Genomic DNA, 16,976 nt, shown 5'->3' on the forward strand with positions numbered 1-16,976 from the left:
GAAATCCGATTTGCTACATGCCCGGTGCCGGTGTGAACCGGCCTCCAGCTGCGTGCGGTCGTGGCGGAATTGGTAGACGCGCAGCGTTGAGGTCGCTGTGGGGCAACCCGTGGAAGTTCGAGTCTTCTCGACCGCACCAAGCTCTTTCCCAAAGTGTATGGTTTTCAATGACTTGGATGCGAAAGTGTCCCGCGTCAGACTCATGCGTGGGACACGTTGATTCTCCCGACCGCTGATTGGGCCAGCTTCCAGCGCTCCACGCGTCGGATATATACCTCGCTCGTCTTCGCTTATGAATGGCCCAAAATGGCCATTATGTCATACTGGTTGCAGCAGGGCAAAGATGCGCTGACGTGCTTCCTTGCATGTACCCATTCATAGGCTGGGAGTGGTTTGTGGAGATCCAAATTTCGCTCTGAGTGAAGACGGAATCGATACGCCGGTTTTCGCCGAAGAAGGCCATCACTACGTGTGTCTCGGCTTGCGTATCGACCGGTCCATGCTCTTAAGGCAGGAAGTCGCAAGCCACTAAGGTGTGAGCGTGAAAATTGCCCTAAGCACAGTCATAATCTTTGTATTATATGGGCTGATGGATTGATGTATTTTGTCCACTTTGCAATGTGAAATAGGAACTACGCCAGCGTAGGAAGGGGGTCTCGATGACCCGGTATGAAATATAAGCAAGCGGAAGAAAAGAAATGAATAGTGCAGTTGAAATTGCGAAGGCGGTATAAAAATTACTAAATATGATAATCTCATTCTGCATCAGATAAAAAACAAAATTCCTAAGATACATCATGTGCCACATATATATACTGTAACTTATAACTCCTACGAAGGCGATAAATTTACTGATTTTCGTGGGAATTGGAATGTTGGAATTTTCGTAAGACCAAATCAGAAATGCTATTATAAGACCCTCTAATGCGGGCGAACAAACCCACCATGGGCTGCCTTGGCTGCCATAGTAACCGCCTTCAACATTGAACCAATGCCAGATGCGATAAAGGCAACTGCCGCCACGGCAAAATACCAGCTTCTTGCGGTTCGTCCCTTAAGTAAACAAAAAGCCGCCATGCCGGCAAGAAATTGATCTATACGGCCAATGATCGTCCAATAGGAAGCATTGCGAATGTTCCAGCCGTCTAGATATATCGCGGCTCTAATAAAAATCATCATGACGATTAGGGCTAACAAAGTCTGTGGATGCTTCCACGCAATTGGAAGGAGAATTGGAAGCAGAAGATAGAAATGTAGTTCGACGGCAATAGACCACGCTCCATTAGGCCATCGGGGGAATATGAAGCCGACGTAGGCAGTAGAAAATATTGTTTCCAAACTCATTCCACGAGACCATAGCAATCCATATCCCACAGCGAGCGTGACGAATAACAACGGGAACAACCGCAATATGCGATTATAAAGGAAGGCTCCAACATCGATCGGCCTACCATTGATTATTTTTGCAAATAAGTAGCCGCTTAAGGTCATGAAAAGCGCGACACCAATGTGGCCTTCTTCGAAAAGAGACACGGGTGGAAACGAAGGTACATAGCTCGGAGGAATGGCACCTCGCATGTGTGTCGTGTGCCAAGAAAAAACTAAAAAGGCAGCCAAGGCGCGCACATGGTCTAATTTTTCGTAGTATTGACCGCTTGAAGAACCTTTCACGCCCGCCCTCCCAATAGTCTATTTACAAATATATTCTTTTCCAGTGGTTATAAAATTACCCAATGAGTTGACACTTGACGGGTGTACCGACTGGGGATCGTCAAGGCTGAACTCCTTCTCTTAACAGCCAAGGGTAGCGAGCGAGGCTCCCACCTTCACTGGTGTGATCACGTAATGCGTCGCTTCTGCTGACAATGGTTTCACGCCACAGTGCGTCCCTTCGGCTGCGCGGCTGTCCGCACGGCTTCATCACCACGAAAGGAAACGACATGGACCGCAACTTCGCGCGGGCGCTTCCGCTCGTCCTTGAAAACGAGGGCGGCTGGGCCGATCTTCCAGACGATCCCGGTGGAGCCACCATGAAGAGGGGGCACGCTGAACAGCTCCGCCGTTACGTGAGGGTGGATGCGACCAAGGCTGATTGGCGAGCTATCGCGGATGGAGCATATCGCCACAGTTTATCATCGGCATTACTGGGCCGCCGTGATTGAACTCGCTCCGAGTTTGCCGGAGCGGTTCAGAATGGTTTGTCAGTTGTCGATGTAACGGGCGTCCACCTGCGCCATTTTCCGACGGGCTGATCACCGCGCCGCGAGGTTTCGGCATCCCCAGCAATCCTCTCCCAACTTAACCTGTGTTAATTCACGCGGGTTGTATGCGTGCTAACGAGGGTTGTCCTGACCGTTGGGGGCGATGGGTGGGGCATCTCGCTCTCGATTATCGATTGAGCGACAAGGAATCTTCTTCGATTTGCATCGAGGGAGATTTTTTGTTTGGAGCAAACTTTCCTCAGAGATTTGGGGGCCGCAAGCTGCGGGACCCTCCGGCAACCCACCGCTTCAGACTGCAGGATGCTCGCGTGCAAGGCGGCTTGGCCGCCCGTTGAGCAAGCGGCTTGGCCGCCCGCTGAGATAGATGCGGCTGATCATGCGTGACAGAAACTCCACCACCGCGGTTGAGAGCACCACGAAGGAAATCACGAGAGCCAGCGTATTCAGAAAATCCAGATACATATCAACCGTTTTGTGCGGGGCGTTTTGTGCGGGGCGTTTCGTGCGGGGCGTTTCGTGCCGAGTTTCGACATGAGCGTAACCCCGAAGCGCGAAAAACGCTGCATCACGATTTCTATGTTCTCTTAAGAATTGCCAATCGGGACCCTTCGGTGCCGGGCTAGAAGCGTCGCAGTAACGCGCCAAATCCGGACAGGCGATCTTCCACGCCCGCAAGCCGAAGGCAATTCCACATCATGGCCTGATTGCTCACAATCACGGGCTTTCGAATCTTCTCTTCCAGCGCTTCGACAATCTCGAGCGACCGCAATGCACTGCAGCTTATCAGCAATGCATCTGCATCCGGTGTGTCGAGACTGGCGCCGAACTCAAGCAGATAGTCAGGCGTGATCCGAACCATATCGCGGTCATAGTCCAGTCCAAGACCCGCGTAAGCGGAGATCTCGAAACCCGCTTGAGTGTGCAGATAGCCCACAACAGTGTCGGTCAATTCGTCCGCGTAGGGGGTGCCCACGGCGATACGGCGCACCTGCAGGGCCTCCAGCGCCCTTGTCACGCTGCCCATGAGTGAAGTGGCGCGGGCGGTGGGGGCGCCCTTGCTCAATTCCGCACAGACGCGTTCTTCTCCCACCGCCACCGTGCCTGAAGTGCAGGCCAGACATACCACGTCAAGAATGTCATCCGGCAAGATGCGCCCGGCAGTTTCCGCAAGGCTTCCGGTGAGTTGCGCAAGCGTACCGGTCGAGATCTCATGCGGCATGCGAGCCCTGGAGAAGTAAACGCCAACACCCGGCGGAGCCATGCGCACCATATCCTCTTCGACCAATTGATCGTTCGGAAGAAGAACAAAACCGATCTTGGCGCGTTCATTCCGGCCTGAGTCGAATCGTATCGGGGAGTTTACCTGCCGCTTCCGGGGCTTTAGCGGCGAATTTTCTGGTTTGTCGAGCATTTGGCCCTGTCGTTGCGCATTGTCGTTCAAGCCTGAGGATCGCCTCTTTTGTATCTGTTGTGCTGCCGGGCGAGCGACGTGGATGCGTCGCGTTTGGGGCAGGAGGCCTGTCTAAGATCCTTCGTGATGATACAGACATACACCCATTGTCACCCCGACCAAACCCCCGCCCTCGATCAACCCCCTGCCCAGATGCGGGGATGCGCAAACTATGGATCGCAAGCCAGGAACTGGGTCAGTCTCTCGCTGTGACGAACCAGGCGGTCCTCCGCATACGCGCAAGCGTGGCAATATCGAGCTTTTCTGTCTTGATGGAAGCCATCGCGATTTCGATGAGTGCAAGATGGATTTGCTGATGACTCCACCCACGCTCCCGAGCCGACTTCACAATGCGCGTCAGTGCCGGCTCTATCGCGTCTCGGCAGGTCTGCGCCTCGACGACAAAGTCGACCGGCGCACAGGTCTCAAATGCGAGCGACATGCTTTCCCCCCGGAACCGTCGTTAAGTTCAGATCGATAGGCAAGTTGATTGTGCTGATGGAGATACCACAACCTACGCATCTGGACGAGTGCACTGATCGAGGTAGTCCCAGTTGCTGCTGGCGAGCGTTACGAAAAGGTTAAAATCACTCTGGTTGCCCTGTTTCCAAAGGGATTGGGCATAGATGAATGGCCGGGTCTATCGAGCACCAGTCCGCTTGTGGACGTGTGTTTCTTTTGGTGTGCTGCTCTTGATTGTGGTCTATTCTGTCGCACCGGGCAGAGGGCCACAAAGTGCATTTGCGAAAAGCGAGGGTGCGACAGTGACATTCATCGAGAGCTTATTTGGCGTTATCGGAGACTTAACCTGGGGGTGGTCCCTCATCCCAATTCTTGTCGTCTTAGGCATTTTCATCACCGCGTTGACCGGGTTCGTTCAGCTTCAGTTCTTCAGGCGCATGTTCCGCGTCCTCTCTTCAAAAAATCAAAGCGGAGACCCCAATGCGATCTCCGCGCGTGCAGCACTTCTCGTTTCCGTCGGGGGACGCGTCGGCGGCGGCAACATCGCCGGCGTGGCAGTCGCCATTACCCTTGGTGGGCCAGGCGCAGTGTTCTGGATGTGGGCGATTGCCCTGGTGGGCATGGCGACAAGCCTCGTCGAGTGTTCGCTGGCGCAGCTGTATAAACGCCGCGAAGCAGACGGCACGTTTCGCGGCGGTCCGGCCCGCTCCATCATTCATGGTCTGGGTGAAGAGTATAAGTGGCTCGCCGTCCTTTACGCGATCTGTCTGATCGCGGCATTCGCCATTGGGTTCAACGCATTTCAGGGCAATACGGTCGCCGGCGCCGCGCAGGAAAGTCTGGGGATAGACCGCATGTGGTCGGGCATCGTTCTGACCGTGATCTCCGGTTTCATCGTCTTCGGCGGAATCCGTCGGATTGCGAAAGCCGCCGATGTCGTGGTCCCCGTCATGGCGATTGCCTATCTGTTGATGGCGGTGGTCATCATTCTTTTGAACATCACGGAACTTCCCGGTGTTCTCTATTCCATCGTCATGAACGCGTTCGGGCTGGAGCAGGCCGTTGGCGGCGGCATGGGTGCAGCGCTGGCACAGGGGCTGAGGCGTGGCCTTTTCTCCAATGAGGCTGGGCTTGGTTCTGCGCCCAATGTGGCCGCCACGGCCGATGTGCGCCACCCCATCAGCCAGGGCATCACCCAGTCGTTCTCGGTCTTTATCGACACGATCGTGATCTGCAGCTGCACCGCCTTCGTTATCTTATTGGGCGATGTGTATACGCCAGGTGCTGAGGCTATCGATGGCGTCGTCCTCACCCAGCAGTCGCTCGTTTCTCACCTGGGTGAATGGACCCAGTATTTCCTGACCTTCATCCTTCTTCTCTTTGCCTTCAGCTCGATCATCTACAATTATTATCTGGGCGAGAACGCCTTGACGGTGATCAGCGAACATCCGCTGGTCATCAACGCGTTGCGCGTGGTTGTGATGGGGATTGTCTTTCTTGGCGCTGTGGCGCCCGGCGCGACCGCGGTCTTCTTCTTCTCTGATCCGATGATGGGCATCCTGGCGCTGGTCAATCTCATCGCCATTATGATGCTTTTGCCCACATGTCTGAGGATATTGAAGGATTTCAGAGAGCAGCTGAGAGCAGGTGTCGAAAGGCCGGTGCTCGATCCGGAAAAATTCCCGGATCTGGATATCGACCGTACTGCCTGGACCGGAAAGGTGAGTGGCGAATCGTCAGTGGCTTGATCGCTGCGTGAGATCCGCCTCGTTTGGCGTAGGGGCAGGGCAACCTGCCCCTTTTCATGTTCCGGACTTCAAAAGCCCAACAATATGGCCGCTGCAATCGACATCGCGACGGCCAAAGCCGTGAGAGCGACAAACACCCGGGCCTTGTCGAGGAACATCGCATATCCGGCACCCCAGGCCGACGTGCCTGCTCCAAGCGCGAAGAAGAATGCATCCCGCTCTCCAAAGGAAAGCGCGGCAGCCATCAGTCCGCCGATCACGATGGCTCCGAACGTTACGATGGTTGCAGCAGCATAGGCGTCGTAGCGGTCGTTCATTCTTGGTCCCTTCAAAATGCACTTTATGGCGTCATGGACGCCCTCCCGCAGGCTTACCACTAGCAGGTCATTTCGTCGAAAGAAACGCTTCTTGCGGAGGCATCCTTTCAAGGGCTGGGCTGAGGGCTCAATCGCATTGAACGCTGAATTAATTTTCACTGACTGTTGCGATTCGAAATAACGCGCGTTATGTCATGACCCATGTATGGTATTTTCACATGAAATGTGAGGCTGAATGAAGTCTCGCAGAGCGAATGCAGAATGCAAGCGTATGTGAAATATTTTACAGGTGTTCGACCTGTATTTCATTTTCCATAAAATAATCAGCCAAGAGGAATCATGAAATCCAAGCTGCGGGTCGAGAATGTTTACAAGATATTTGGTGATCACCCAGAACAAGCGCTCGAAGGTCTGAAACAGAGCAAGACCAAGATCGAGATTTTTGAGGAAACAGGGCAGACCGTCGGCGTTCAGGATGTCAGTTTTGATGTCCGCGAAGGCGAGATTTTCGTGGTCATGGGGCTTTCTGGCTCCGGAAAGTCTACACTCGTCAGAACCCTGAATGGCTTGATCCCCCCCACGTATGGGAAAATCCTGATCGACGAAGACGATGTGGCGAGCTGCTCCGCTGAGCGCCTGCGCAGGGTGCGGCGTGAAAAGATCACAATGGTGTTTCAGCATTTCGCGCTCTTTCCCCACAAGACCGTCGCTGAGAACGCGGCCTATGGGCTGAAGATCAAGGGAGAAGGAGCCTCCTCGCGCCGCGCAAAGGCGCTGGCAGCGCTGGAGCAGGTTGGTCTTGCGGCCTATGCCGACAGCTACCCCGACGAACTGTCGGGCGGAATGCAACAGCGCGTGGGGCTTGCGCGAGGGCTCGCCACCGACCCACAAATTCTGCTGATGGACGAGCCCTTCGGCGCGCTCGATCCGCTCATCCGCCGCGAAATGCAGGAAGAGCTTCTTCACCTTCAGAAGAAACTCAAGAAGACGATCATCTTTATCACCCATGATCTCAATGAGGCACTGCTCCTGGGCGACAAGATCGCCATCATGAAGGACGGCCGCTTTGTTCAGGTCGGGACCGCGCAGGAGATCGTTGACAATCCGGCCGACGACTATGTCGCCGCCTTTGTCGGTGACATCGACCGGGGCCGAGTTTTCGACGCCGCGCACGTCGCCGAACGCCCGATCACGGTAGAGCTCGGCGAAAAGAATGCGGCGGAAAAGGCGCTCGACCTGATGGAAGAGCACAACCGCAATGCGCTCTATGTTGTCGAAGAGGACCGGATCGCCGGTCTCGTGACCTATCAGGAGCTGGCGGTGGCCGCCCGCGAGGAAGGCCGCACAGATCTTTCGGAAGTGCTCGTGACGGAGGTCCCCACGGTTTCGCGCGAGACACCACTTAACGAACTTTATGGCGCGGCAAGCGCTGGTTATCCGATCGCTGTAGCCGACAAGCGCGGCCGCCTCGCAGGAGTTATCGAACCGCAGGCGGTGTTCTCCCAGCTTTCAGGCGAGGAGAACGAAGAGGCCGGCTCCACAACGGATCAAGCAGTGGCCAGCTCCGCAGAGAAAGGAGAACGCCAATGATCAGCCCTGCCGATCTCGTTCAGATCCCGCTCGACGACTGGGTGAACAGTTTCGTTCGCGACTTTCTGGTTCCCAATTTCCGCCCCCTGTTCCGTGCAATGCAGACGCCGGTTACCGCCGTTCTCGGCTGGCTTGATGCGTTCTTCCACTGGTTACCCATGCTGGTGTTCACTGCAGGCCTTACGCTGATTGCCTGGCGCACGGCCGGCCGCGGAGTTGCCATTTTCACCCTGATCGCACTCGCTTTCATTGACATGATCGGGCTCTGGTCGGAGACCATGACCACCTTGTCGATGATCATCACCTCGGTGTTGTTCTGCGCGATAATCGGCATTCCGCTGGGCATCTGGAGTGCACGCAGCGACCGTGTGCTCTTTGTCGTGCGGCCCATTCTGGACATCATGCAGACGATCCCGTCATTCGTCTATCTGGTGCCGATCGTCATGCTGTTCGGTGTGGGTATGGTTCCTGGCATCATCGCCACGATCATCTTCGCCCTGCCGCCCATTATCCGCCTCACCAATCTGGGAATCCGCAATGTGCGCGGTGACCTGGTCGAGGCTGCGGAAGCGTTTGGTTCCACCCGCTGGCAGATGTTGTGGGAAGTCCAGTTTCCGCTGGCCCTGCGCACCATCATGGCGGGTCTCAATCAGACCTTGATGCTCGCCCTGTCGATGGTGGTCATCGCAGCACTTATTGGCGCTGGCGGACTTGGCCTCACGGTCTACACCGGGCTTGGCCGTCTCAACGTGGGAGCAGCCACCGCGGGCGGCATCGGCATCGTGCTCCTGGCGATCATCCTTGATCGCATCACCCAATCGCTCGGCGAAAAGAAAGCCGTGCACACGCCTTCGCTCTGGCAGACGCTGCGCTCGATGTTTGCGTTCGGTAAGCCGGGTGACGAAGAAAAAGCGGGCAAAGCCGCATAAGGCACCGTCCGTCTCGCGGAGCGCGAACCAGCGTTCCGCATTCACTGGCAGAGGCCACGCCCTGCCACAATTGTCGAACACGTATTTATGGAGACTGCTCGATATGACTGGTCTTAAGAGAAGCATTCCCGCAATCGCAGCCCTCGCGCTGCTCGGCTCTGTCGCCATGCCGGCGATGGCACAGGACGGCCCGGGTGCGGGCAAAACCATCAAGATGGCGCAGGCCACCTGGGACACGGGCTGGTTTCACGCTGAAATCTACAAGCAGATGTTTGAAGAGCTTGGCTACACGGTTGAAGGCCCGACCACCCTCGATAATCCGCCTTTCTACCAGGCGGTGGGGTACGGCGATGTCGACCTCTGGGTGAACGGTTGGTTCCCGATCCACGACACCTATCGTCCGGCTTTCGAGGCAACGGCGGAGATCGTCGGTGCTGTTGCAGCGGGTGGCGCGCTTCAGGGCTATCTCGTCGACAAGGCATCGGCTGAAAAGTTCGAGATCAAGTCGCTTGACGATTTCAAGCGGGACGAAGTGAAGGAAGCTTTCGATCGCGATGGCGATGGCAAGGCCGATCTCGTCGCATGCCCGCCCGGTTGGGGCTGTGAGGTGGCGATCGAGGATCACCTGACCGCTTATGATCTCAAGGAACACATCAATGAGATCAAGGCAAGCTATTCTGCTTCCATGGCAGATGCCGTCGCGGCTTATGAAAGCGGCGAGCCGATCCTGTTCTACACCTGGACGCCCAACTGGACGGTCAACGAGCTGAAGATCGGCGAGGATGTTGTCTGGATTCAGGTTCCTGAAGAGGCGACGGATGAGAACGCGGCTGCCGGAATCGATGGCTGTGTCGCCGATCCTTGCGTCATGGGCTTCGAGGCCAATGACATCGTGCCGGTCGCCAATTCCGAGTTCCTTGAGGAGAACCCGGCTGTCGCGACGCTGCTCAAATCGGCGTCCATTCCGCTCGAGGACATTTTTGCCCAGAACGCGGCCATGAACGACGGCGCCGACAAGCCGGAAGACATCAAGAAGCAGGCTTCGGACTGGATTTCCGACAATCGCGATACTGTTGAAGGTTGGCTGGAAGCCGCCCGCAAGGTAGGCGAGTAAATCCGCTTGCCGTCAGGGCCTCATTGTTTGAGGTCCTCGAACACATTTGGACCGCGCGCCTTGTCTGGCGCGCGGTTTTTTAATGCGATCACGATCTGCGAGGGTGTCGTGGTTTACTGAAGCCTGGGTGGCGACGTGTAGATCGGCACATTGAGGTCACGCTGGCTCGGCGTCGTCAGGCGGGGTGTGTCCCGTTGGTTGCGCATCCATTCCTGATGCTGATCTTCCAGCATATTGCGGCTGCGATCCAGTTCACGCTGGATCCGCGCGTCCCGCGCCTGTGTCGCTTCGCTCTCGGGCCTGTTCTCCGCGTAGGCCGGGGCACCCGCCAGCAGGGCCGCTCCTAAGGCGGTCAGTACCATGTGACTGAAGCGAGCTTTCATGATGCTCATTTAGGACACTCGGGAGCGCTTGGACCGAGGCATATTGCTTCTTAGTTCAGGAGAAGAATAGCACCATTTAGAAGACCGGCGAACAGCACCCAAGCAGCGTAGGGCAGGAACATTAGGGCGGACATTCGGTCAATCCGCCAACTTGCGATGACGAAGGCGATAACGGCAGCCGCAAGAAGCAGAATGATCAGGAGCGCGGACCCGATCATGTGAAGCGAAAAGAAAACCGGTGACCAGGCGAAGTTGAGAACAAGCTGTATCCACCACAGGCGCATCACACTGCTCTGCCGCGCTCGCAGCCATATACGCGCGCCGGCCAACGCGATCAGGACATAAAGCGCTGCCCATACCGGACCGAATAGCCAGTTTGGCGGATTGAATGCCGGTTTTTCCAGCCCCGCATACCAGGATCCGGGCGTTGTGAGATAACCAATGGCAAGACCGCCACCGACTACAAGAACTAGAAAAAAGGGGAGAGTGCGAAGAAGCGGCATCATTCTGTCCTGTTTCTTGGTTCGTACCGGCAAAACCTGCTCACGCTGGAACCAGCTTACGCCGCAATTCATTAACGTTTAGAGGGGGCTTGTGTTCCTGCTGCGCCGAAAGGTTGGGCACACAACCAAAAATCTCGAGCGGAAAGCGTGGCGTCCCGGTTGCGATGCGGCACACGCGTCTGTATTGCCGAAAGAACGCTGCGCCCATTCGCAGAGCCCAACATCCCAGCCAGGGAGGTCCATTTGAGCGAATCCGAAGGACTGAACGAAAACGTCGAAGCCGAAGCGGAAGGCGCTGAGGCAATGGGCATCTATGATGCGGATGGTGTGGTGGCGGCACCTTTTCTGGCGCATATCGGCGCAGCGATTGCCGACCGGGATACCATCACACTCCGTCAGGAAATCGGCGCGCTCCACCAGTCCGAAGTCGGTGATTTGCTCGAGGCTCTTCTCCCCGACCAGCGTCTCGCCCTTGTCGTGCTCATGGGCGATGATTTCGACTACACCGCTCTGACCGAGGTGGACGAGGCTATCCGTCTCGAAATACTGGAAAACCTACCCAATCAACAGGTGGCGCGCGCCGTCGAGCAGCTCGATTCGGATGATGCGGTTTACATCCTTGAAGATCTCGATCAACAGGATCAGGACGAGATCCTCGCCGAGCTTCCTTTTACGGAGCGCGTGCGCCTTCGCCGCTCCCTGGGCTATCCGGAGGAAACGGCCGGCCGGCGCATGCAGACGGAATTTGTCGCTGTGCCGCCCTTCTGGACCGTTGGCCAGACGATCGATTACATGCGAGAGGAGCAGAACCTTCCCGAAAGCTTCGCACAGATATTCGTGATCGACCCGACATTCCGGCTCGTGGGCGCTGTCGACCTCGACCGGATCCTGCGCACGAAACGTGGGGTGAAGATCGAGGATATAATGCGCGAGACGCGCCAGGCGATCCCCGCTACGATGGATCAGGAGGAAGCGGCGCAGATCTTTGAGAAATACGACCTTCTGTCGGCTGCCGTGGTCGATGAGAACGAGCGGCTGGTCGGTGTGCTTACCATCGACGATGTGGTGGATGTCATTCAGCAGGAGGCGGAGGAAGACCTTCTGCGCCTTGGCGGCGTCGGCGACGAAGAACTTTCCGACCGTGTCTGGACCGCTGCGCGCTCACGCGTGCCGTGGCTTATGGTCAATCTCATCACCGCATTCCTGGCAGCTTCTGTAATCGGCCTGTTTGATGACACGATCGAGAAGATCGTCGCACTCGCGATCCTGATGCCGATCGTTGCTGGCATGGGTGGTAATGCCGGGTCACAAACCATGACCGTCACGGTGCGTGCGCTCGCCACCCGCGACATCGACATTTACAATGCCGGCCGCATCATCCGTCGAGAAATGGGTGTCGGCATTCTGAACGGCGTCATTTTCGCCACGCTGATCGGCGTGGTCGCGGCCGCTTGGTTTCAGGATTACAATCTGGGCGGCATCATTGCGGCGGCGATGATCATCAACATGTTTGTCGCCGCTCTTGGCGGCATCCTCATTCCGCTGCTGCTTGATCGCGTTGGCGCCGACCCGGCGGTGGCATCGGCGGTTTTCGTCACCGCTGTTACCGATGTGGTCGGCTTTCTCGCGTTTCTTGGCCTCGCCACCTGGTGGTTTGGAGTTTAATTCAAGCGGGCAGGGGGCTTGCCGAGCGGCGTGCGCGGTAGAGAATGAAAAATGCGATGGCCATATTGCCCAGGTTCCAGGCAATCCCGTTTAAGAATGCGGCCTGATAAGAGCCCGTCAGGTCATAAATCCAGCCCGACATCCACCCCCCAAGCGCCATGCCTATAATGGTCGCCATGATCACGACGCCCATGCGCTGACCCGCTTCGCGCGCTGGCAGATATTCGCGCACGATGATTGCGTAGCTCGGCACGATGCCGCCCTGCGAGAGCCCGAAGATGAACGATACCATGTAGAGCGAAGCGAGGCCGTTAAAGGGGATGTAGAGGAACAATGAAAGGCATTGCAACACTGATCCGATTAACAGCGTTGGCACACCGCCAATGCGGTCGGCCAGGAGGCCGGAGATCAGCCGGCTGGCAATGCCTGCGCCCAGCATCAGCGACAGCATCTCCGCGCCGCGTGCTATGTCGAAGCCGAGGTCGATGCAATAGGCGACGATATGCACCTGCGGCATCGACATGGCGACACAGCATCCCAACCCGGCAAGCACCAGAAGCCCCTGCAGCGTACGTGGTGAAAGGTCGATCGGTTTTCGTCCGCCTGGACGCCGTAAATGGGCGGCCGGGATATCGTCGGACTGATTCACATCTGGTCTCGCGCGCATAAGCATGGCCAAGGGCACGATGCTGACGATGCAGAAAATGCCGATGCCAAGAAATGTGACCCGCCAGCTCGTGTGTTCCAGCGCAAATTTGATCACGGTCGGCCAGAGGACACCGGAAAGATAATTGCCGCAGGCGACGGCCGCCACCGCGATGCCGCGCCGCTTCTCGAACCAATGGGAAATGTCCGCCAGAAGCGGACCGAAACAGGCGGAACCGCCGAGCCCGATCAGCCCCTGCAGGATGACGAATTGCCAGAGTGCAGTCGTGAAGCTGGAGGCGACAAAGCCCGCGCCAAGCATGGCACCCGCGATGGCGACGGGCAGCGCCACCCCAATTCTGTCTGCAAACCGCCCAATGAGCACGTTGCCGAGCGCAAAGCCGATCATCGTGCTCGTATAGGGCAGGGACGCTGCTGCCCGATCGACACCAAATTCCGCCTGGATGGGCGGTAGAACGACCACGAAGGCCCAAAGCCCCACTGTGCCGAACGTACCCAGAAGCAAAGCAATTGTCATCCGGAACCAGGCATAGGAACCGTCAATCACGGCATCGCTGCCGCTATGGGCGAGGCGCTGTTGCAAGCTGGTCGTCCCCTGTTCGAAATTGTTCTGTCAGCGCCGGATTCAGCCTGCGCGAACTCGTCTGCTTTCATAGCTCAGCGATACAGCGTCCCGTAGGGCCACGCTCTGTTCTGTGCCTATCCATGTTTGAATGGTCGAATGGCTTAGAGCCTGGTGTTCGTGGAATCAGCTGAACACGCATGCCTGAATTCGGATCCATGGAGACACAGAGGCGATTGTCGGCCTTGGGGGAAAGCCGTGAACCCCGAGCGCATCGAGACATCGAGAACTCTCCTCGGCAAAGTCTCCAAACGAGCGGCTCAAGAAATTGACTTTTACGTAAGAACCATGCGACTTTGCTTTTCCTCGCTGAACGAATGCTCTGGATCGGAGACGCAGCGGGGCGGGCATCGGCAGATCATGATCTACCGCATTACCCGGTAGAAGAAAATGCGGCACTCACCATTGGGGCATCGTCCGGCACGGGCGACAGGGGAGCCGTCATCAAAGGGCAGGGCGCGATGCGCGATTACTACTCCATCACCGAGCTGACGCGTGAGTTCGGGATTTCCACACGGACGCTGCGATTCTACGAAGATGAAGGGTTGATCAAGCCTGTGCGGCGCGGTCGAACGCGGCTTTACCGGCCGTCTGACCGGCATCTCGTGCGGCAGATTTTGCGCGGACGCAGTATCGGTTTCTCAATCGCCGAGATTCGCGAGATCATAGAGGTTTACAAGGCGCCGCCCGGAGAGATCGGGCAGCTCAAGCTCATGCTGGCTCGAATCTCTGAAAAGCAGCAGGATTTGCGCCAGAAGCGCCGGGACCTTGAAGACACGCTTGAAGAATTGGCGCGGGCGGAGGAAGCCTGTGTCGAACGCCTGGCCGAGCTCGGCGTGACCACCTGACGGTGGTACGGTCAATCAGAACCAGCGACGTACACGTTTCTGATAATCGCGATATTTTTTTCCAAACCGCATGGTGAGATGGCGCTCCTCGGGCTCGATCGCAAGCTTCTGTGTCAGGAAACAGGCAAAGGCGAGCAACAGAAGAAACCATGGATTTCCCGTCACCAGGGCGATCCCTGCAAGAAGCATTGAATTGCCGAGATAGATAGGGTTTCGGCTGATGGCGAATGGCCCGCTCGTGACCAGGGCATCCGCGCCGTGCGTGGGCAAGATGGCCGTTTCCGCCCTGTGGAGGGTCCGCATGGCCTGCACGTCGAGTATCACAAATCCGACGATGAGCAGGCAGCCTATCGCAAAAAGTATGTCGGCCAGTGGCGAGCCGAGCCATGTCAACGGATAGAAAATACCCAGCGTCGCCGCAATGGCGATAGCTGACAGATAGATGACCGGCGGCCATGGAAATCGAGCCGGTTGCTGTTCAGGGTCGTTCATTCGTAGGATTCCGCTGCGTTAAATCGCTCCCCGTTTCCGCACGCATAGTGCATTCGGTAGCGATTTGGCTCAAGCGGCTTTGCATCTCTTCTCCCGGTTGACCCGACATGACCAGATCAAGTCGGTCCTCAGCCTCCAGCGTGTCGGTGAAACAGGTGCAATAGGTAGCGCAAAATTCGGCACCGCGCGTTTCCGCGCACTGGCTCATGCACGCTTGGGTAAAGCGGATATCGGCAGGCACTGCCGTCGGCGGCCAGAGCTGTGCCAGCACCCAGACGCAAGCAATGAGAACCGGCTGGTGGAGAAGATAGAAGGCGAGGCTATGGCGTCCCGCGAGGGCAAAGGGGGCCTGCCAGTGAGATGGCTTCAGCAGCGCGATCGAGTGAAGAAAGCCCGTATCTCGTGCAATGCGAGCGGAACCGATACCGGCGATAACGGCACCGAACCATGGAAGCAGCGGTACATAGTCGTTTGACGGCGGGCGGAAGGTGGAAAGACCGACCCACCAGAGAGCCGGCGCATCGAACAATGGCGCGCTGAACACATGAGGTGCCACGACAAGCCCGGCGGCGACCACCAGCAGGAGCCACGCCGGAAAGCGCAGAAAGGCGAGACCGAGCAGGCTAGCCACGGCGATATGATGGAGGATGCCGAAGAAGATAAAGCCCTGCGGCAATGCGAACCAGGTTGCAGCCGAGATTACGCCGGCAGCCACTGTAATCATGGCCAGGCGTTTCAAGAAACCTGCCCAGCGGATGCGTTTCTCGTGGGCAAGAAACAGGCTGACGCCAACCAGAAACAGAAAGGAGGTTGCGATGGCGCGAGCAAAGAGGCGCCATCCGCCGGTCACTGTGGTGCCCGCATCCATATAGCCAAAGAACTCAAGGTCCCAGCCGAAATGATAGACTGCCATCGCGACGAGTGCGCCGCCGCGCGCAACATCGATAATTTCGATGCGTGGTTTGCCGGCCGCCTGGTGCCGCATCGTGTGATCGCCCCGGTATAATTATTGTTTTATGTTGTGATTATATTAGTCGGCGCTAAAAGTGGCCGAAAGACGGAGAGGTATTCAATGCAGACAGTTGAGGCGAATGGAGCGTCCATCCCGGTCTTGGGAATGGGAACCTGGACTTTGAAGGGACAGACCTGCGCGGAACTCGTTTCTCATGCATTGAAGGTTGGATACCGCCACATTGATACCGCTGCCGCCTATGACAATGAGGAAGCTGTGGGCGAAGGTATTCGTGCCTCGGGGGTCAAGCGGGACGATATTTTTCTGACCACCAAGGTCTGGTGGAAAGACATTGCAGGGGGTGACCTGGAACGTTCCGCCGAAGCGAGCGTGGCGCGGTTGGGCGTCGATCAGGTCGACCTTCTTTTGATCCATTGGCCGAACCCCGCTATCGACCTCGCTGAAAGCCTGAAGGCCCTGAACCGCGTAAGAGCGAGCGGAGCAGCTCGGCACATAGGCGTGTCCAATTTCCCGACGGCTCTTCTGGCAGAGGCTGTCCGCCTCTCCGAAGCCCCCCTCGTTGCGAACCAGGTTGAGTATCATCCATTTTTGAATCAGGATCGGGTGTATGCCGCGTGCCAAGCTGAGGGTATGGCAATGGTGTCCTATTGCCCATTGGCGCGGGGCGGCGATCTGTTTTCACAACCGGAAGTAGCGGGTCCCGCAAAGCGCTATGGCAAGACGCCGGCGCAGATCGTGTTGCGCTGGCATGTGCAGCAGGAAGGCGTGATCGCCATTCCACGGACCAGCAATCCAGCACGCTTGGCCGAGAACGCAGATATCTTCGATTTCTTGCTGAGTGACGAGGAGATGCGCGCCGTCTCTGCCCTGCGGCAGAGAGGAAACCGGATTTGCGACTATGACTTTTCACCAGTTTGGGACCCGGTTTGAGCCTCTCGCAAGGTGCCAGGTTAACCCTGCGTTAGCTGATGTAACATAGGGTACTCACGGTT

At 57.0% G+C, this 16,976-nt stretch carries 19 protein-coding genes and 1 tRNA gene; 9 read left to right on the top strand and 11 right to left on the bottom strand.

From position 1 onward, the window contains the following. Positions 1-54 precede the first annotated feature (54 nt). Positions 55-139, top strand: a tRNA-Leu gene (locus KW403_RS16105). A 782-nt stretch (positions 140-921) separates the two neighbouring features. Here KW403_RS16105 and KW403_RS16110 read toward each other — a convergent pair. Together KW403_RS16110 and KW403_RS19385 are read right to left on the bottom strand one after the other, a co-directional pair. Then, on the bottom strand, positions 922-1,671 hold the full coding sequence (locus KW403_RS16110) for an acyltransferase family protein (RefSeq protein ID WP_223020440.1): 750 nt from the start codon (positions 1,669-1,671) through the stop codon (positions 922-924). A gap of 200 nt (positions 1,672-1,871) precedes the next feature. Next, the gene (locus KW403_RS19385) at positions 1,872-2,045 is read right to left on the bottom strand and encodes a hypothetical protein (protein WP_246637987.1); all 174 of its coding nucleotides are present in this window, start codon (positions 2,043-2,045) and stop codon (positions 1,872-1,874) included. On the opposite strand from KW403_RS19385, the gene KW403_RS19390 reads away from it, so the two are divergent. Continuing rightward, entirely contained in the window at positions 2,031-2,162 is a 132-nt protein-coding gene (locus tag KW403_RS19390) for a hypothetical protein (RefSeq protein ID WP_246637974.1), read from the top strand. The two genes, KW403_RS19385 and KW403_RS19390, sit on opposite strands and share 15 nt — an antisense overlap. Positions 2,163-2,510: 348 nt before the next feature. Here KW403_RS19390 and KW403_RS16120 read toward each other — a convergent pair whose 3' ends face one another. The 3 genes from KW403_RS16120 to KW403_RS16130 all read right to left on the bottom strand — a co-directional run bounded on the left by KW403_RS16120 (position 2,511) and on the right by KW403_RS16130 (position 4,114). After that, positions 2,511-2,684: a hypothetical protein gene (locus KW403_RS16120; protein ID WP_223020441.1), complete on the bottom strand. Its 174-nt coding sequence runs from the start codon at positions 2,682-2,684 to the stop codon at positions 2,511-2,513. 157 nt (positions 2,685-2,841) lie between these two features. Continuing rightward, positions 2,842-3,483: a maleate cis-trans isomerase family protein gene (locus KW403_RS16125; protein WP_246637818.1), complete on the bottom strand. Its 642-nt coding sequence runs from the start codon at positions 3,481-3,483 to the stop codon at positions 2,842-2,844. 385 nt (positions 3,484-3,868) lie between these two features. Next, positions 3,869-4,114, bottom strand: a complete 246-nt coding sequence (locus KW403_RS16130) for a hypothetical protein (RefSeq protein WP_223020443.1) — start codon at positions 4,112-4,114, stop codon at positions 3,869-3,871. Between the two features lie 322 nt (positions 4,115-4,436). Between KW403_RS16130 and KW403_RS16135 the strand changes: the two genes are divergently transcribed. After that, positions 4,437-5,882, top strand: coding sequence for an alanine/glycine:cation symporter family protein (locus tag KW403_RS16135; protein WP_223020444.1), 1,446 nt, complete (start codon positions 4,437-4,439; stop codon positions 5,880-5,882). Positions 5,883-5,950: 68 nt separating this feature from the next. Here KW403_RS16135 and KW403_RS16140 read toward each other — a convergent pair whose 3' ends face one another. Next, on the bottom strand, positions 5,951-6,199 hold the full coding sequence (locus KW403_RS16140) for a hypothetical protein (RefSeq protein ID WP_223020445.1): 249 nt from the start codon (positions 6,197-6,199) through the stop codon (positions 5,951-5,953). 339 nt (positions 6,200-6,538) lie between these two features. Here KW403_RS16140 and KW403_RS16145 point away from each other — a divergent pair, with 339 nt between their 5' ends. The 3 genes from KW403_RS16145 to proX all read left to right on the top strand — a co-directional run bounded on the left by KW403_RS16145 (position 6,539) and on the right by proX (position 9,832). Next, positions 6,539-7,789: a quaternary amine ABC transporter ATP-binding protein gene (locus KW403_RS16145; protein WP_223020446.1), complete on the top strand. Its 1,251-nt coding sequence runs from the start codon at positions 6,539-6,541 to the stop codon at positions 7,787-7,789. Continuing rightward, a complete protein-coding gene (locus KW403_RS16150) occupies positions 7,786-8,718 on the top strand; it encodes an ABC transporter permease (RefSeq protein WP_223020447.1) in 933 nt (310 codons plus the stop codon). Before KW403_RS16145 ends, KW403_RS16150 begins: the two co-directional genes overlap by 4 nt. Before the next feature lie 103 nt (positions 8,719-8,821). Further along, positions 8,822-9,832: a glycine betaine/L-proline ABC transporter substrate-binding protein ProX gene (proX, locus tag KW403_RS16155; protein WP_223020448.1), complete on the top strand. Its 1,011-nt coding sequence runs from the start codon at positions 8,822-8,824 to the stop codon at positions 9,830-9,832. A gap of 113 nt (positions 9,833-9,945) precedes the next feature. Here proX and KW403_RS16160 read toward each other — a convergent pair whose 3' ends face one another. Beyond that, entirely contained in the window at positions 9,946-10,224 is a 279-nt protein-coding gene (locus tag KW403_RS16160; RefSeq protein WP_223020449.1) for a hypothetical protein, read from the bottom strand. A 41-nt stretch (positions 10,225-10,265) separates the two neighbouring features. After that, complete coding sequence (locus tag KW403_RS16165) at positions 10,266-10,721, bottom strand: TspO/MBR family protein (RefSeq protein ID WP_425518220.1); 456 nt, start codon at positions 10,719-10,721, stop codon at positions 10,266-10,268. 300 nt (positions 10,722-11,021) lie between these two features. On the opposite strand from KW403_RS16165, the gene mgtE reads away from it, so the two are divergent. Continuing rightward, positions 11,022-12,383, top strand: coding sequence for a magnesium transporter (gene mgtE, locus KW403_RS16170; protein ID WP_223022607.1), 1,362 nt, complete (start codon positions 11,022-11,024; stop codon positions 12,381-12,383). Position 12,384: 1 nt separating this feature from the next. Here the strand turns inward: mgtE and KW403_RS16175 are convergent, their stop codons facing one another. Beyond that, on the bottom strand, positions 12,385-13,566 hold the full coding sequence (locus tag KW403_RS16175) for an MFS transporter (RefSeq protein WP_246637975.1): 1,182 nt from the start codon (positions 13,564-13,566) through the stop codon (positions 12,385-12,387). Positions 13,567-14,132: 566 nt separating this feature from the next. On the opposite strand from KW403_RS16175, the gene KW403_RS16180 reads away from it, so the two are divergent. Next, positions 14,133-14,519 carry a MerR family transcriptional regulator gene (locus KW403_RS16180; RefSeq protein WP_223022609.1) on the top strand — a complete coding sequence of 129 codons (387 nt, stop codon included), beginning with the start codon at positions 14,133-14,135 and terminating at the stop codon, positions 14,517-14,519. Between the two features lie 15 nt (positions 14,520-14,534). Here KW403_RS16180 and KW403_RS16185 read toward each other — a convergent pair whose 3' ends face one another. Both KW403_RS16185 and KW403_RS16190 read right to left on the bottom strand, forming a co-directional pair. Next, positions 14,535-15,011: a methyltransferase family protein gene (locus KW403_RS16185; RefSeq protein ID WP_223020450.1), complete on the bottom strand. Its 477-nt coding sequence runs from the start codon at positions 15,009-15,011 to the stop codon at positions 14,535-14,537. Next, entirely contained in the window at positions 14,998-15,996 is a 999-nt protein-coding gene (locus tag KW403_RS16190; RefSeq protein WP_223020451.1) for an acetyltransferase domain-containing protein, read from the bottom strand. Before KW403_RS16190 ends, KW403_RS16185 begins: the two co-directional genes overlap by 14 nt. Before the next feature lie 87 nt (positions 15,997-16,083). Here KW403_RS16190 and KW403_RS16195 point away from each other — a divergent pair, with 87 nt between their 5' ends. Further along, positions 16,084-16,914, top strand: a complete 831-nt coding sequence (locus KW403_RS16195; RefSeq protein WP_223020452.1) for an aldo/keto reductase — start codon at positions 16,084-16,086, stop codon at positions 16,912-16,914. Positions 16,915-16,976: the final 62 nt, after the last annotated feature.

The organism is Nitratireductor kimnyeongensis, from assembly GCF_019891395.1.
GTDB classification, from domain to species: domain Bacteria; phylum Pseudomonadota; class Alphaproteobacteria; order Rhizobiales; family Rhizobiaceae; genus Nitratireductor; species Nitratireductor kimnyeongensis.

Coding starts and splice junctions, on each gene's coding strand:
- KW403_RS16165 (WP_425518220.1), bottom strand. CDS start 10,721: ATGATGCCGCTTCTTCGCACTCTCCCCTTTTTTCTAGTTCTTGTAGTC.
- KW403_RS16140 (WP_223020445.1), bottom strand. CDS start 6,199: ATGAACGACCGCTACGACGCCTATGCTGCTGCAACCATCGTAACGTTC.
- KW403_RS16125 (WP_246637818.1), bottom strand. CDS start 3,483: ATGGCTCCGCCGGGTGTTGGCGTTTACTTCTCCAGGGCTCGCATGCCG.
- KW403_RS16185 (WP_223020450.1), bottom strand. CDS start 15,011: ATGAACGACCCTGAACAGCAACCGGCTCGATTTCCATGGCCGCCGGTC.
- KW403_RS16130 (WP_223020443.1), bottom strand. CDS start 4,114: ATGTCGCTCGCATTTGAGACCTGTGCGCCGGTCGACTTTGTCGTCGAG.
- KW403_RS16175 (WP_246637975.1), bottom strand. CDS start 13,566: ATGACAATTGCTTTGCTTCTGGGTACGTTCGGCACAGTGGGGCTTTGG.
- KW403_RS16150 (WP_223020447.1), top strand. CDS start 7,786: ATGATCAGCCCTGCCGATCTCGTTCAGATCCCGCTCGACGACTGGGTG.
- KW403_RS16190 (WP_223020451.1), bottom strand. CDS start 15,996: ATGCGGCACCAGGCGGCCGGCAAACCACGCATCGAAATTATCGATGTT.
- KW403_RS16180 (WP_223022609.1), top strand. CDS start 14,133: ATGCGCGATTACTACTCCATCACCGAGCTGACGCGTGAGTTCGGGATT.
- KW403_RS16120 (WP_223020441.1), bottom strand. CDS start 2,684: ATGTATCTGGATTTTCTGAATACGCTGGCTCTCGTGATTTCCTTCGTG.
- KW403_RS16145 (WP_223020446.1), top strand. CDS start 6,539: ATGAAATCCAAGCTGCGGGTCGAGAATGTTTACAAGATATTTGGTGAT.
- KW403_RS16160 (WP_223020449.1), bottom strand. CDS start 10,224: ATGAGCATCATGAAAGCTCGCTTCAGTCACATGGTACTGACCGCCTTA.
- KW403_RS19390 (WP_246637974.1), top strand. CDS start 2,031: ATGAAGAGGGGGCACGCTGAACAGCTCCGCCGTTACGTGAGGGTGGAT.
- mgtE (WP_223022607.1), top strand. CDS start 11,022: ATGGGCATCTATGATGCGGATGGTGTGGTGGCGGCACCTTTTCTGGCG.
- proX (WP_223020448.1), top strand. CDS start 8,822: ATGACTGGTCTTAAGAGAAGCATTCCCGCAATCGCAGCCCTCGCGCTG.
- KW403_RS16195 (WP_223020452.1), top strand. CDS start 16,084: ATGCAGACAGTTGAGGCGAATGGAGCGTCCATCCCGGTCTTGGGAATG.